The sequence below is a fragment of the Trinickia sp. HAY1-2D genome (genome assembly GCF_056754935.1).
In genome coordinates this window covers 4289852-4304526 of the sequence record NZ_JBPGWX010000002.1, presented here as the reverse complement: position 1 = coordinate 4304526, position 14675 = coordinate 4289852, and the positions used below count along the sequence as shown (strand labels likewise).

Sequence of the window (14675 nt, the reverse complement as noted above, 5' to 3'; positions counted from 1 at the left end):
TGGGTACTACGTACGGTATTTCGGTCTGCCAAATAAACGCCAAAGGGGCGCTGCGCCCCTTGGTCTTGGCTGCTTCCCGGCCGTCGGATCAAATGCGCATCGGCATGACGACGTACTTGAAATCCTCGTTCTCCGGGATGGTGATCAAGGCGCTCGAGCTCGCGTCGGCCACGCTCACCTGCAACATGTCGACCTTCAGGTTCGCCAACACGTCGAGCAGATAAGTGACGTTGAACCCCATGTCGATCGTGTCGCCCTGGTAAGCGATCTCGAGCTCTTCCTGCGCCTCTTCCTGATCGGCGTTGGTCGACATGATCTTCAACTGCCCCGGCTCGATCACGCAGCGCACGCCCTTGAATTTGTCCGAGGTCAAAATGGCCGCGCGCTGCAGCGAACGCTGCAACTCGTCGCGCCCGATCACGAACGTGTTCTTGTGCGCCTTCGGAATGACGCGCTGGAAATCGGGGAACTTGCCCTCGACCAGCTTCGAAACGAGTTCGACCTGGCCGAACGTGAACTTCGCCTGCGTCGATGCGATATCGATCGTGACGACATCGTCGATGTCTTCGAGCAGCCGCTGCAACTCGAGAATCGTCTTGCGCGGAACGATCACTTCCTGGCGCGGGAACTCGCCCTCGATCTTCATCGACGAATACGCGAGACGGTGCCCATCGGTCGCCACAGCCATCAGCCGGCCACCATCGACGACGAGCAGCATGCCGTTCAGGTAATAGCGGATGTCCTGCTGCGCCATGGCGAAATGCACCATACCGAGCAATTGACGAAACGTCTTTTGCGGGACGGCAAGGCTCGCACCGTAATCCTTGGCCTGGGCGACGGTCGGGAATTCGTCGGCGGCGAGCGTCTGCAGCGCAAAGCGGCTCTTGCCCGATTGCACCGTCAGCCGCTTGTCGGCCAGCGTCAGGCTCACCTGCCCATCGGGCATCGCGCGCAGGATATCGAGCAACTTGCGCGCAGCGACGGTGGTCGCAACCGATTCGCCTCCCACGCCGAAATCGGCCCGCGTCGTGATCTGCAATTCGAGGTCCGTCGACAGAAACGATACGTCCGGACCGTTCTTGGTGATCAGCAGATTCGCGAGGATCGGCAACGTATGGCGGCGTTCGACGATGCCGCTCACGGTTTGCAGCGGCCTGAGGAGGTTGTCTCGTTCGGTCTTGACCAGTTGCATAGGGTTCCTTCGTTGATAGGACGGCAGGCTCCAGCCGCCTCGCCCGGCAGATTCGTCGACTCAAGCGCCGACGCCCCGCATTTCTCCGCGCTTTGTGCCCACTTCCCGCACTTTCCCGCCACCCGCGCAGCCAGGGCGGCTAAACCAATATTGTGCCTGAAAAAGAAACCGACTCCGCTAAATCGGAGGGAGGGCCCGCCATGCCCCGACCGCACCCGCCCGCCGCGGCTCAGCCCTTCAGCGTTTGCTCCAGCACGTGCAATTCGTGGTTCAGCTGCGCATCCTTGCCGCGCTCGTCGGCGATCTTGCGCACCGCGTGCAAGACGGTGGTGTGATCGCGCCCGCCGAAGAGCTCGCCGATCTCGGGCAAACTCTTTTGCGTGAGTTCCTTCGCGAGATACATCGCAATCTGACGCGGCCGCGCAATATTCGCCGGACGCTTCTTCGAATACATATCGGCGACTTTGATGTTGTAGAAGTCGGCGACGGTCTTCTGGATGTTCTCGACGGAGATCTGCCGGTTCTGCACGGTCAGCAGATCCTTGAGCGCCTCTTTGGTCAGCTCGATCGAAATCTCGCGGCCGTGGAACTTCGAATAGGCGAGGATCTTCCGCAGCGCGCCTTCGAGCTCGCGCACGTTCGAGCGCAGATGCTTGGCCACAAAAAACGCGACGTCCTCCGAAAGACTCACGCCTTCGGATTGCGCCTTGCGCATCAGAATGGCCACGCGCATCTCGAGCTCGGGCGGCTCGATGGCCACGGTGAGCCCCGAGTCGAAGCGCGAGATGAGGCGATCGTCGATACCCGAAATCTCCTTCGGATACGTGTCGCTCGTAATGATCACCTGCGCCTTGTTGGCAACGAGTGCTTCGAACGCATAGAAGAACTCTTCCTGCGTACGCGACTTGCCGGAGAAGAACTGAATATCGTCGATGAGCAGCAGATCGAGCGAATGGTAGTAACGCTTGAAATCGTCGAACGCCTTGCGCTGATAGGCCTTCACGACATCGGACACATATTGCTCGGCATGGATGTAGCGGATCCGCGCGCCCGCCTTGTCCAGCAGCAGCTGGTTGCCGATCGCATGGATCAGGTGCGTCTTGCCGAGCCCCACGCCGCCATACAGGAACAGCGGGTTGTACGACACGCCGGGATTGTCGGCGACTTGAATGGCCGCGGCGCGTGCGAGCTGATTCGCCTTACCGGTCACGAAGTTGTCGAAGGTCAGCACCGGATTGAGCTTCGAGCGCTCGTACATCGAATCGGTCTCGGCACCGCCAGGACCGGCGAACGCACCGGGACGCCAGGTGCGCCGCGCAGCCGCAGCCTCGCTCGCATCGACGCTCGGCAAGTCGCTATCGGCGGCATCGTCGGCCATGTGCGCGCCCGCGCCATTGCCGGCCGCGCCCATCCCCGCACTCATCCCCGCTCCCATCCCGCTGCGCGCGCCATTCGGCTCGCCGCGCGAGGCGCCGGAGGCAGCGCCCGCGGACGGCATACCGCCATTGGCCGCCAACGCGGCTGCAACCGATGCGGGAACACGCGGCAAAGGCACCGACGACGCGCCGCCGACCGATGCACGCAGGCCAGCCTTCGGATCCAGCACGAACTGGACTTCCACGGGGGCCTGCCAAAAGTCGCGCGCGAGATCGGAGATGCGACCCGAAAACTGGCTCTTGACCCAATCGAGCTTGAAGCGGTTCGGCGCAGCGATGGACAATGTGTTCGCGGCGGCGTCGAAGGCGACCGGGGCCAACGGTTTGATCCACGTCACGTACTGCTGGGGCGTCAATTCACGCTCCAGCAGTGCGGAACAGTGTTGCCAGAATTCGTTCATCAAAGTGACGTCGTTTTTAGTGCACGGTCACTCGCCGCCGCCTTCGTCGCGCGATGCGCCGAAGGACCCGGACCGGCCAGGCGAGCCCGCCACAAACCCTTTCGCAACAAGTACTTGCGGCGAACGATGGGACTCGCGACGACGTGCAGGATTCTTGAGATAAGGCGAGATTCTACCGCCAAACACGGCCGGCCAGGGAGTTATCCACAGGGCCGGATCGAGCGCTGCATGCGCACCCGCGGGCCTTGCGCGGGCATCCGAAATCAACGTAACGTATTGACGACCAAAAGAAAACCGGTTTAAATAGCGGGTTCCCGCGAAAGCGAAAACTGATTCCCGGCCCCGTCGATTGCCTCTCGGCGTTGTCCTGCACGGTTTGCAGGCAAGCTGACAGCGCCAAAGTGCACGCGGCCCATTCTCCAGTGAGAGCGACATGAAACGTACCTACCAACCTTCCGTGACGCGCCGCAAGCGCACCCATGGTTTCCGCGTTCGCATGAAGACCGTCGGCGGCCGCAAAGTGATCAACGCCCGTCGCGCGAAGGGCCGCAAGCGTCTCGCCATCTAAGGCAAGGCGCCTGAGCGCGTCGCGTCAGGCGCCCGCGGCAACGCGGGGACATGCGCACGCCGCCGTCGGGCTGGGTCCGTTGCGAGCGCGAGCCGTCTTCCCCAAAGCCGCGAGGCTTCTCAAAACGGATGAGTTTTCATCCGTTTTTCGTTTACGCCCGTGGCGCCGAACGGCGCATTTTGTCGTCTACGCCAGGCCGACGGGCAGCGATGCGCGCCTCGGTCTCGTGACGGGCAAGAAGTTCGCGCCGCGCGCCGCCACGCGCAATCTCGTGCGGCGCCTCGCGCGTGAAGCGTTTCGCGTCCGCCGCGACGATTTCGGCGGGTGGGATGTTCTACTGCGCCTGTCCGCGCGCTTCGACAAGGCCGCTTATCCGAGCGCCGCGTCGAGACCGCTCAAGGCGCTCGTTCGTGCCGAGATCGACACGTTGCTCGACAAAGTGGCGCGCGAAATCGTGCGCCGCGAAAGCAGTGCCGCGGCGACGGAACCGGGGCTCACGCCCGGACCGTCGAGCGGTGCGCAAGACGACCGGAGTTCGGGGCGGCCATGAACGCCGCTTCATCGCCATGCAAACGGTACTGATCGCGTTGCTGCGCTTGTACAAGATTGCCTTGAGCCCTCTGCTCGGCAACCGGTGCCGCTTTTATCCTTCCTGTTCCGATTACGCACGCGAGGCAATCCAGTATCATGGCGCCGCGCGCGGAAGTTACCTCGCGCTCAAGCGGCTTTGTCGCTGTCATCCCTTTTCCGCGGGCGGGATCGACCTCGTTCCACCCGCACCCTCGAAAAAGCGCTGAAGCGCCGCTTTATCGACTCTGAGACCACGCATGGATATCAAACGCACCGTCCTATGGGCGATCTTCTTCGTGTCAGCGATCATGCTGTTCGACAACTGGCAGCGCGAGCACGGACGCCCGTCGATGTTCTTCCCGAACCCGGCCGCGACCCACACCGCGAGCACGGGCGCGACGCCGGGCAGCGCGAGCAGCGCCGCGTCGGCCGCGGGCCAGGGCGAAGCGCCGTCGGCACCGGGCGTCGCGGCACCGGCGACGGTGGCAGGCGCCCCGCAGCCGTCGGCTCAGTTGATCCCGTTCAGCACGGACGTCTATCAGGGCGAAATCGATACGCGCGGCGGCACCCTCGAAAAGCTCACGCTCACGCGCAACAGCGATCCGAAGCAGGCCGATCTGAACGTGACGCTGTTCGATCGCACGGCCAACCACACCTATCTCGCGCGCACGGGCGTCATCGCCAGCGGCGCCGAGCTGCCCTATCACAATGACATCTTCACGCCCGTGCCGGGTCCGCGCGCGCTGACGGGCGATCAGAAGTCGTTTCAGGTCAGCCTCGAATCGCCGGTCAAGGGCGGCGTCAAAGTCGTCAAGACCTACACGTTCACGCGCGGCAGTTATGTCATCGGCGTCGACACCAAGGTCGAGAACGTCGGCACCGCCCCCGTTACGCCGACGGTCTACATGGAGCTCGTGCGCGACAGCCAGCCCGTCGAAACGCCGCGCTTCTCGCACACGTTCATCGGGCCGGCGGTCTATACGAACGAGCATCACTTCCAGAAGATCTCGTTCAGCGACATCGACAAGAAAAAGGCCGAGTACGCGAGCTCCGCCAACAATGGCTGGGTCGCGATGGTGCAGCACTATTTCGCGACGGCCTGGATTCCGGCCGAAGGCGCCAAACGCACCAACTACGTCGAGCAGATCGACCCGACGCTGTACCGCGTCGGCGTGCAGCAGCCGCTTCCGACGCTCGCGCCGGGACAATCGGCCGATGTATCGGCACGGCTTTTCGCGGGTCCCGAGGAAGAGCGCGTGCTCGAAGGTATCGCGCCCGGCCTCGATCTCGTGAAGGATTACGGCTGGGTCACGATCATCGCGAAGCCGCTGTTCTGGCTGCTCGAGAAGATCTACGGTCTGGTCGGCAACTGGGGCTGGGCGATCGTGCTGCTCACGCTGCTGATCAAGGCCGTCTTCTTTCCGCTTTCGGCGGCGAGCTACAAGTCGATGGCGCGGATGAAGGAGATCACGCCGCGTATGCAGGCACTGCGTGAACGCTTCAAGAGCGATCCGCAGAAGATGAACGCGGCGCTGATGGAGCTCTACAAGACGGAGAAGGTCAATCCGTTCGGCGGCTGCCTGCCGATCGTCGTCCAGATTCCAGTGTTCATTTCGCTTTACTGGGTGCTGCTCTCGTCGGTGGAGATGCGCGGCGCGCCTTGGATACTCTGGATCCACGATCTGTCGCAACAGGATCCGTTCTACATCCTGCCCGTGCTGATGGCGGTCTCGATGTTCGTGCAGACGAAGCTGAACCCGACACCGCCCGACCCTGTGCAGGCGAAGATGATGATGTTCATGCCGATCGCGTTCTCGGTGATGTTCTTCTTCTTCCCGTCGGGCCTCGTGCTGTACTACGTCGTCAACAACGTGCTGTCGATCGCGCAGCAGTACTACATCACGCGCATGATGGGCGCCAGGAAGAAGGAAAAGACGGCTTGACGCTGGTTTGAACGACGCCTGCGGCGTGGCCGCGGCGTTGAAAAGGAATCGCCCGGTGAAGTTGCAAACCGGGCGATTTTTTTTGGCGGGTTCCTGAGGATTACGACTCCGAGCCGTCGCCGTAGAACTGTTCGATCAGCTCTTGCACGAGATAGCGGTGATGCGGCGAAAGCGCTTCGATCTTCGAAGCCAATTCGATCGTCTCGGGCGTCAGCGGGTACTTTTCATCGCGCGGCAGCGGTTTAGGCGTCGTACGCGCCGATGCAGTCGGCGCCGGCCCGTAATGCAGCCAGTGCAAATCGACACGCAGCCAATCGGCGAGCGTCGCGAGTTTGTCGGCCGTGGGGATCGTTCGGCCCGTGAGCCATTTATGCGCGGTCTGCGGGGAGATCGGGCTCGCGCCGCGATGACGCAAATTGAACTGCAGCGCGAGTTGCGTCCCACCCGTCGCTTTCTCTGGGCTGCGCTGCAGGGCAAATTTGAGGCGTTCCGAGAACGCCGCTTTCTCTTCTGCGGTAGGCATCGCAAAATTGTGCAATCGAGCCGGAGCAAAGAAGACAACCACTCACGACAGTTTTAGCCTGCAGGAACGCGGTTTTAGCCAGATCGCGTAGATCGCCCGCGTGCCAAGGGAATTCAGTTCTTCAAGGAATCCCCGCTTGGAACGGGCGTTTCACCTCGGACGCGGTGATCGCACCTTCACTCCGTCTGAAGAATACACTATCCCGATTGAGATAAATCTAATTTATGGTAGGAGCGCCGCGGTCCACGGTGGGACACCGCCGAAAGGTGCGGCAACGGCGCGCTACAATGCCGCTCTTGCCGTGTTCGCCCCCTGGGCGTTGCACCGCGTCGCGCGAGGCGTAACACAGCACGCAAGACTGTTCTCTCACTGCATTAGCCGGATGACCATGCTCGCTACCGATTCGGATCCGATCGTCGCCATTGCCACCGCGCCGGGGCGCGGCGGAATCGGCGTGGTCCGCATCTCGTGCGGCCGCGCGGGCAGTGCGGCCGCCGAAGCGCTGATGCGGGCGCTCTTCGCCCAAACGCTCGAGCCGCGTCATGCGAGTTATGTGCCGTTTCTCGATGCCGGCGGCAAGGTCCTCGACCGCGGCATTGCGCTTTATTTCCCGGCGCCGAATTCGTACACCGGCGAACATGTGATCGAGTTGCAGGGGCACGGCGGGCCGGTCGTCCTGCAACTGGTGCTGCAGTCCTGCCTCGATGCCGGCAATACATTCGCTCTGCGTCTTGCCGAGCCCGGCGAATTCACGCGGCGGGCCTTTCTCAACGACAAGCTCGATCTCGCGCAAGCCGAGGCCGTCGCCGATCTCATCGAGGCGAGCACGGAGGCCGCGGCGCGTTCGGCGGGCCGTTCGCTCGAGGGGGCGTTTTCGCGCGACATTCATGCACTCGTCGAGGAAGTCATCGCGCTGCGGATGCTCGTCGAGGCGACGCTCGACTTTCCCGAGGAAGAGATCGATTTTCTCGAGGCGGCCGATGCGCGCGGCAAGCTCGCGCACATGCGCGAGCGGCTCGCTCAGGTGCTCGGCGAAGCGAAGCAAGGCGCACTGTTGCGGGAGGGACTCGCCGTCGTGCTAGCGGGGCAGCCGAACGTCGGCAAGTCCTCTTTGCTGAATGCGCTTGCGGGCGCCGAACTCGCCATCGTGACGCCGATTGCCGGTACGACGCGCGACAAAGTCGCGCAGACGATCCAGATCGAAGGTATTCCGCTGCATATCGTCGATACCGCCGGGCTGCGCGATACCGAGGACGAGGTCGAGAAAATCGGCATCGCGCGGACATGGAACGAGATCGAAAATGCCGATGTCGTTCTGCACCTGCTCGATGCGCGTGCGGGCATGACGCCCGACGACACAACCATTGCCGCGCGCTTTCCGGCGGGCGTGCCGGTCGTGCGGGTGCTGAACAAGACGGATTTGACCGAGCTGGCGCCGACGCTCGATCGGCTTGGTGCGACCGAAGTGGATAGCGAAGTATGCGAGCTGAGGCTCTCTGCGAAAAAGGGCGAAGGAATCGATTTGCTGCGGGCTGAGCTGTTGCGTATCGCCGGCTGGCAGGCGGGCACGGAGAGCGTTTATCTCGCACGCGAGCGACACTTGCGCGCGCTGCGCGCGGCGCAGGACCATCTTGCGCTTGCGTCGGAGCACGGCGAGGCCGGGAATCAATCGCTCGATCTGTTTGCCGAGGAGCTGCGCCTCGCGCAGGAAGAGCTCAATTCGATCACCGGCGAATTCACCTCGGATGATCTGTTGGGGGTGATTTTCAGCAGGTTTTGTATTGGGAAGTAGGCAAACGTTTCGATCGTGCCGCTCGACGAGGCCTGGCAGAACTCATAGCTCCGCCCAGCCGGGAAAGTCGCATGGTTTTGTCCTACCACGCCAAGCAGTCGATCACACCCCTTGCGCAAGCGTCGCGATCTGGTCGGCCGACATCGCCCCGCGGTAGATGCGGAACTCGTCGATCGATCCGGAGAAATACGGATCGGCCGAGAACTGCGAGCGGCCGATCCAGTTCTGAGCCGTTTCGCCGATGCGCCACGGTGCAAAGATCACGTCGGTGGCGCTGTTGACCGCAACACCGTTGACGTAAAGCGTACCCACCGTACCCGATAACGTCACGGCAACATGCGTCCATTGGTTCGTCGGCAACGGGGCCTTGCCGTCGATGCGGCGCTCGCCATACGGGCCGTTCGTCGTGATTGCGAATCGCACCAATCCCGCGCCGCCCATCGGGGTGAGCATCATATAGCGGCCCGGGCCTGCGCCGAAATCAAAGATGCGCGCCCAACGAACCGACTTCGTCCAGTAGACCCACGCGGCGATCGTAAAGTCCGATACATCGGCAACGAGATCGCTCGGCAAACTGACGTGACCGCTCGCACCATCGAGCACGACGGCGTTGCCGAGTTTGCCCGTCCCGTGCGAGGCCCCGCCGACGAGCGTACCCGCATGGCCGTTGCCGCTCGCATCGGCGGCGCTCGTGCCAGCGGTTTCGTCGAACGTCAAATCGGTATGCAACACAAGGGCCGTCACGGCGACGACTTCGTTCGAGTTTCCGCTCTCGCCCGAGGCGGTGCTGGCACTGACGACGTAATACCAGGTACCCGCCGCCGGGCTGTCCGTGTAGGTCAGCGGGTCCGTGATGCCCGTGGCGACGGTGCTGTAGGGCCCGCCAGCACTGCTGCCGCGCTTGACGTTGTAGCTCGCGCCGTTCGATACGCCCCACCATGAAAGCACGACCTGCCCGGCGGCAGGATAGGCCGTCAGCCCGCTTGGTGCGGCCGCCGGCACCACAGGGTCACGCGTGCACGTCAACGTGCCGTAGCCGAGCTGATCGTAGCCGCCGCTGTTCGGCCCGTAGTTTCCACCGCCGCCCTCAGGTTGGATCTTCAGTGCGAATTGCTTCGACCAGGGTGCGGCAAGACCTTTGCGGTTGACATAGTGGTTGTAGACGAGCGCCCAGCATGGGCGGATCGTGCCCTGGCTCGCGGTCGAGAACGCCGTTTGCGTCACGTCGACGTTCGAATAAGTGACGTAGGGCACCGTGTAGTAAGTCGTGCCGTCCGGCTGAAGCAGGTTCGCCTTCGCCACGTATTCGGCACCGGCGAGGAACCGGTTATTGTCGTGCCCATAAAGATCGATGCCCTGATTCCAGGCCATCTCGCAGATCGCCCCGGCGAGCGCAATGCCGAGCGTATTGTGTCCCTGGTCCCGCCCGCTCTCCTGCCACTGGCCCAGATAGCCAGGGTGCAGATAGTAGACCGCTTGCGCGATGGCGCCGTTGCCAGGGCCGTTCAGGAAATAGTTGACCGCCTCGTCGAAGAGCGAGTGATCGTCGCAGAGCACGCCGATGGCCATCACGGAAGCGAGATTGCACAAATCCCAATTGGCCCAGTAATGCGTGATCTCGGTGCCGTTGTGGCGATTCAGGAAATCGTGATTGATCGGGTAGAAGATGTTGCGCATCATCGTCTGGAACGCGGCGAAGTCGGCCGTTGCCCAGCCGCTGTAATTGCGCATGATTTCGCCCGCATTGGCAAACTCGTAGCCATACAGCCCAGCCGCCAGGTCGACGTTGCTGTCGCCGCCGAGGCGCTGCAGTGTCGACGACCACGCATTCATGATTTGCACCGCCTTGTCCGCGTAGTGCTTATCGCCGCTGACCTTCCATCGCAAGGCGCAGGCGTAGGCTGCGGCGATGTCGTTGTAGAGCACCGGGTAATTCTGCGGGCCAGTGCCGCCGCGATCGACCTCCACTTGAGGACGAGGCGTCCATGTCAAGCTTGCATGACTGTTGGCGATGAGCACGTTCCAACCGTCGATCCAGGGCGAGGCTTGTGTCGATACTTTCAGCGCCATCCGGTCGAAGTCGCCCTGCGTATGCAGCAGGCCTGGATGAACGAAGGCGCCGCTCGTCGTGATATCGGCGGCGCCTGTGGCCACGAGTGCCAGTGCCCGGCCGGCTGCCGCCGTGCTCGTGCCCGCGCTCGCCGTGCGGCTCACTGCTGCACCGGCGCTGCCGCCTCCTCCGCTACAGGCCGAGAGCACCAGTGCGCCGAGACTATAGAGAAACGTCCGCCGCGAAACCGTCGTTTCCTGTTCGTTCTTCTTCAAGTCGTCCATGTGTTGGCTTTCCGTGAATTGGGCAGGGCTGTCGATCGATCACGCTGGGAACGCAAACGTTTGCGCGTAGACGTTCGTTCTCGCAGCCAAGGCATTCCATTGTTGCGTTAACGGAGACGCAATTGCCTTTTATTAGCGTGATTACCGGTAGTCATCGGCGGAAACTCAGGTAGGAAAAATCTGAGCGGCGGCGCGGGCCCTGCATGCGCAGCGAGGTCATCGTTTACGAAGTCATGCGGCGGCAATTCGTTACGCATGGCATCGTTGCGCCCTCCCGCCTTCGCGGCGACTCCGCCGTCTTTAAAGTACGCGCCATAGTGAAACCCGTCCTGTCGATCGGTGACTCGACAGCCGAGGCGCCCAAGCGCGCGATGCCGCCGCAGCGGAGCCCGTACGAGCTAAACGATGGAGCAATTGTCAAATGCGAATCAGCCCCGATCAACCGGTGGGGGGAAGCGGTAGCGGCAGAGACGAAGCCCCACTCTCGACGGCCGAGCTACGCCCCCGCAAGCAACGCAACGGCGCCGCCGGCTTGCAAGCCCTGTTCGATCTCGTCGACGAAATGCCCGGCGCGGTGGATAGTAATTCCGCCCTGGCCCAGCACGCCACGCCATCGGAACATGACGGTCGTGTGGGCAAAGTGATCAAAGCGCACCGGTTCGCGCAGCAACAGGGTATTGACCTGACACCGCGCGATTTCGCGCGTGCACTCGGCGAGGCAACCGAGCCTCCGATCGTCCGATTGGGCCAAACCGTCAAAGACCACTTGCCTCTTTTGACAGGCCCGTCCAAAAAGTTGGACCAGCTCGAGAAAGAGATGCGCAGAGTGGTCGAAGAGGCGAAAAACGATCAACTCACGCGCGAAGAGCTTTCCACCTGGTTCTCGTCCCTGAGTCCGGAGGACCGTGCCCAGGTCACCGTCGTACCGCTCTTCGACGGCGTCGGATCATGGATGCAGCCGCTCGCTTTGAGGGTGGGCCACGATACGAGCAAGATGTTCAACGCCGGTCATATACCGGCTCTTCCGCGAGAAGTTGTTGCAGCGCTCCCTGCCGATCAACAGACGTGGCTGCAAACCAGGCTCGAAGCTTTGCGCAGCCTCGGCATCGACACCGGCCCCCAAGCGCAACGCTTTTTCGAACAGCATTTCGACATGAAGGCCATCGCCCTCGACGAGGAGTTGCCGTTCGAGCTGGCGAAGCTTTGCGAACTGGAACCCGCATTGGCTGGCAAGCTGCGATCGCTTCAGCAGCACGGAGTATCGCTGCACTACATCAAAGCCAAGCTCACGCCGGAGCCCGTGCTCGACGCCGTGCGCGATCTCGCCAAATCGCAACGTGCTTTCGTTTCGCACTGGCTTCGCGCGCTCGTCGAAGATGGCAAGATGCCGACCTTGACGGTCGACGATTACAACCGCATCGCCGAAACTCACTCGCGCGCGCTGCGCAAAGCCAACAAGCAATCGAAGGACGGCAGTCTGGAGGCACGACTGATCGACGCGGATCTCGTGGAAGATCTTCAAGGCAAACTCGATTTTGTCGGCGCGGCCAAGCTCATCCATCAGTACTCCAGCACCGCCATAGGCATTGCGCTGACAGGAGGTGGCCCGCAGCAGCATGCCGAGCTCGAGCAGATCAATGAAGTCATTCACGCGTACCTGGGCGGCGAATGGGCGCACCACCGCGTCGGATTCGACGATTCGCGACGCGTTGGTGAGGACGTGCGCGAAACCTTCAAGGCGCTGATGGCGGTGTCCCCGATCGCCGAAATCGTTCAGCGTGTGCTGGGTCTGTCGGGCCCCGCTGCGTTCATCGCGGGCTCGTCCGATAATGTGCTCGCCGAAAAAGGAGAGCTCCAAACCTTGTCCGCGGCCGGTGTGCCGGCCGCGGACATCAGGAAACGCGCTGCGTTCCTCGGGCTTTTTGTGGTTCCCCCCGATTTTGCACTCGCCACGCACATCGACAACATAGCCCACGCGTTCGGTCCGCACATTGCCGGTGGTGCATTTTCCCTGTCGGCCGTCATGCTGCCGCTGTTTACGATTCCGTTCTCGATCCAATACTTCGCAAGCCAATTCCGCAAGCTCGGCCGCGAGGGCAAACTGCCTAATGGCACGACTTTGAGCGATGACGATGGTTCGGCGCTGGACAAGCTCGCGTCGAAAGACTGGCTCATCGACAGTATCTCGAAGACGCTCGAGAAACAGAAAGTCGAGCCCTCCGCACGCGCCGAAATCATTGCGGCGCTACAAGAAATGGAATTGCCGCCGGTCGACAAGCACCCGGAAGCCAACCGGCAAGATATCAGCCGAGGGCGTGCGCTAGTCCGCGGCGCCAAAGAGGTGATGGTGGTCAACCAGATGCAGTTGGGCTTGCTGGCCGCAGTGCTGGGTTCGATTGCCGTCGGCGGCGTCTTCGGCCCCGAGATCCTGGGCGACGCAACACGCGAAGCCGTCGCGGGCGCCTTCGAAGTGCCGCTCGCGATGGCGAGCCTGCCGATCGTGAACGCCGTCCACCGCGGCAACTTTGAGAGGAAAGTGAAGAACCTCCAGTCACTTGGCCTGCTCGGTCCCGGCACGACCGACGCCGGAAGCGCATCTGCCATTGCCTGAACGCTTCGGCCGACCGCAGAGAATCCCGCGAAACGTGGTTCGTTCCGCGGGACCGCTTTTTTGCTCAGCCCGTCAGCCGAGCCGGCTTACTTCCCGCCGATGCTCTGCAGCGCTTTCCACTGGCCGCCTTCGACCTTGTAGATCGTGATGCCGCCGTTCTTCAGATCGCCGCGCGTGTCGTATGCGAGGTCCTTCGTCGTCACGCCCTGCATATCCGTCTTGGCGAGCACAGGCAGGTATTTGACCGGATCGGTCGAGTTGGCCTTTTCCATCGCCTTCATCATCGCCATCGCACCGTCGTAGGCGTACGGCGAGTAGGTTTCGACATCCTTGCCGAAGCGCTTCTTGTACTTCACGACATAGTCCTTGCCGCCGGGCATGTCGTCGAGCGGCAAGCCTGCCAGCGAAGCGATCGTCCCTTCCGCGGCGTCGCCCGCGATCTTCAGGAACGTCGGCGTATGCACCATTTCGCCGCCCATCAACGGCGCCTTGATACCGAGCGACTTCATCTGCTTGACCATCGGTCCCGCTTGCGAATCGGCCCCGCCGTAGTAGACGAGATCAGGGTTGACCGCCTTCAGCTTCGTCAAAATAGCCTTGAAGTCGACCGCCTTGTCGTTCGTGTACTCGCGATCGACGATCGTCGCGCCCGCCGCTTTGGCAGCCTTCGCGAATTGATCGGCGAGACCCTGGCCGTAAGCGGTGCGATCGTCGACGATCGCGATCTTCTTCATACCGAGGTTCTTCACCGCGAACGTGCCGGCCACCGAGCCTTGCTGCGTGTCGGAGGTCATCATGCGGAACGTCGTCTTGAAACCTTGCTGCGTGTACTCGGGCGCCGTCGCCATGGCGATCTGCGGAATGCCCGCGTTCGCGTAGATGCGCGAGGCCGGAATCGTCGTGCCCGAATTGAAGTGGCCGAGCATGCCCTTGATGCCGTCATCGACGAGCTTTTGCGCGACCGTCGTACCCGTGCGCGGGTCGGCCTGATCGTCAGCCGAATCGAGCACGAAGCGCACCGGCTTGCCGCCGATCACGGGCTTCGTCGCGTTCATTTCTTCTACAGCCAGCGTAATGCCGTTCTGGAAGTCGGCGCCGTAGTGCGCCTGTGCACCCGTCATGGGGCCGGCAAACCCGAGCTTCACATCCTCGGCCTGCTGCGCGTGTGCGGTCCCCACCAGCGACATTGCCGCAACAACCGTTGCGCCCGCCATCTGTTTCATCTTGTGCTGCATATTTTCTCCTTGGTACCAGGTAGGTGTGGAGCGGCTCGGGTTGGCCGTACCGCCTCCGGCTTTGAACCGA

At 62.4% G+C, this 14675-nt stretch carries 11 protein-coding genes; 6 read left to right on the top strand and 5 right to left on the bottom strand.

All coding sequences use genetic code 11. The annotated features are described in order from the left end of the window. Positions 1 to 88: 88 nt before the first annotated feature. Both dnaN and dnaA read right to left on the bottom strand, forming a co-directional pair. The gene (gene dnaN, locus ACR9ZC_RS27030; protein WP_173261302.1) at positions 89 to 1192 is read right to left on the bottom strand and encodes a DNA polymerase III subunit beta; all 1104 of its coding nucleotides are present in this window, start codon (positions 1190 to 1192) and stop codon (positions 89 to 91) included. 229 nt (positions 1193 to 1421) lie between these two features. After that, positions 1422 to 3029 (bottom strand): chromosomal replication initiator protein DnaA, encoded by a 1608-nt coding sequence (dnaA, locus tag ACR9ZC_RS27025; protein WP_481582601.1) that lies wholly within the window; start codon positions 3027 to 3029, stop codon positions 1422 to 1424. A 433-nt stretch (positions 3030 to 3462) separates the two neighbouring features. Between dnaA and rpmH the strand changes: the two genes are divergently transcribed. From rpmH to yidC, 4 genes are read left to right on the top strand one after another with little or no spacing between them, the layout of a single operon-like run. Then, positions 3463 to 3597 (top strand): 50S ribosomal protein L34, encoded by a 135-nt coding sequence (rpmH, locus tag ACR9ZC_RS27020; RefSeq protein ID WP_133649748.1) that lies wholly within the window; start codon positions 3463 to 3465, stop codon positions 3595 to 3597. Between the two features lie 10 nt (positions 3598 to 3607). Then, positions 3608 to 4147, top strand: coding sequence for a ribonuclease P protein component (locus tag ACR9ZC_RS27015; RefSeq protein ID WP_414720330.1), 540 nt, complete (start codon positions 3608 to 3610; stop codon positions 4145 to 4147). A gap of 16 nt (positions 4148 to 4163) precedes the next feature. Further along, positions 4164 to 4394 (top strand): membrane protein insertion efficiency factor YidD, encoded by a 231-nt coding sequence (gene yidD, locus ACR9ZC_RS27010; protein ID WP_173261300.1) that lies wholly within the window; start codon positions 4164 to 4166, stop codon positions 4392 to 4394. Positions 4395 to 4424: 30 nt separating this feature from the next. After that, a complete protein-coding gene (gene yidC, locus ACR9ZC_RS27005; protein WP_481582600.1) occupies positions 4425 to 6110 on the top strand; it encodes a membrane protein insertase YidC in 1686 nt (561 codons plus the stop codon). A 100-nt stretch (positions 6111 to 6210) separates the two neighbouring features. Here the strand turns inward: yidC and ACR9ZC_RS27000 are convergent, their stop codons facing one another. Next, positions 6211 to 6633: a transcriptional regulator gene (locus ACR9ZC_RS27000; protein WP_173261296.1), complete on the bottom strand. Its 423-nt coding sequence runs from the start codon at positions 6631 to 6633 to the stop codon at positions 6211 to 6213. A 388-nt stretch (positions 6634 to 7021) separates the two neighbouring features. Between ACR9ZC_RS27000 and mnmE the strand changes: the two genes are divergently transcribed. Next, positions 7022 to 8425 (top strand): tRNA uridine-5-carboxymethylaminomethyl(34) synthesis GTPase MnmE, encoded by a 1404-nt coding sequence (gene mnmE, locus ACR9ZC_RS26995; protein WP_481582599.1) that lies wholly within the window; start codon positions 7022 to 7024, stop codon positions 8423 to 8425. Positions 8426 to 8527: 102 nt separating this feature from the next. On the opposite strand, the gene ACR9ZC_RS26990 is transcribed toward mnmE, so the two are convergent. Next, positions 8528 to 10759, bottom strand: coding sequence for a LamG-like jellyroll fold domain-containing protein (locus tag ACR9ZC_RS26990; protein ID WP_481582598.1), 2232 nt, complete (start codon positions 10757 to 10759; stop codon positions 8528 to 8530). Positions 10760 to 11180: 421 nt separating this feature from the next. Here ACR9ZC_RS26990 and ACR9ZC_RS26985 point away from each other — a divergent pair, with 421 nt between their 5' ends. Continuing rightward, a complete protein-coding gene (locus ACR9ZC_RS26985; RefSeq protein WP_481582597.1) occupies positions 11181 to 13370 on the top strand; it encodes a hypothetical protein in 2190 nt (729 codons plus the stop codon). Between the two features lie 86 nt (positions 13371 to 13456). Here ACR9ZC_RS26985 and ACR9ZC_RS26980 read toward each other — a convergent pair whose 3' ends face one another. Then, entirely contained in the window at positions 13457 to 14605 is a 1149-nt protein-coding gene (locus tag ACR9ZC_RS26980; RefSeq protein ID WP_481582596.1) for a branched-chain amino acid ABC transporter substrate-binding protein, read from the bottom strand. Positions 14606 to 14675 lie beyond the last annotated feature (70 nt).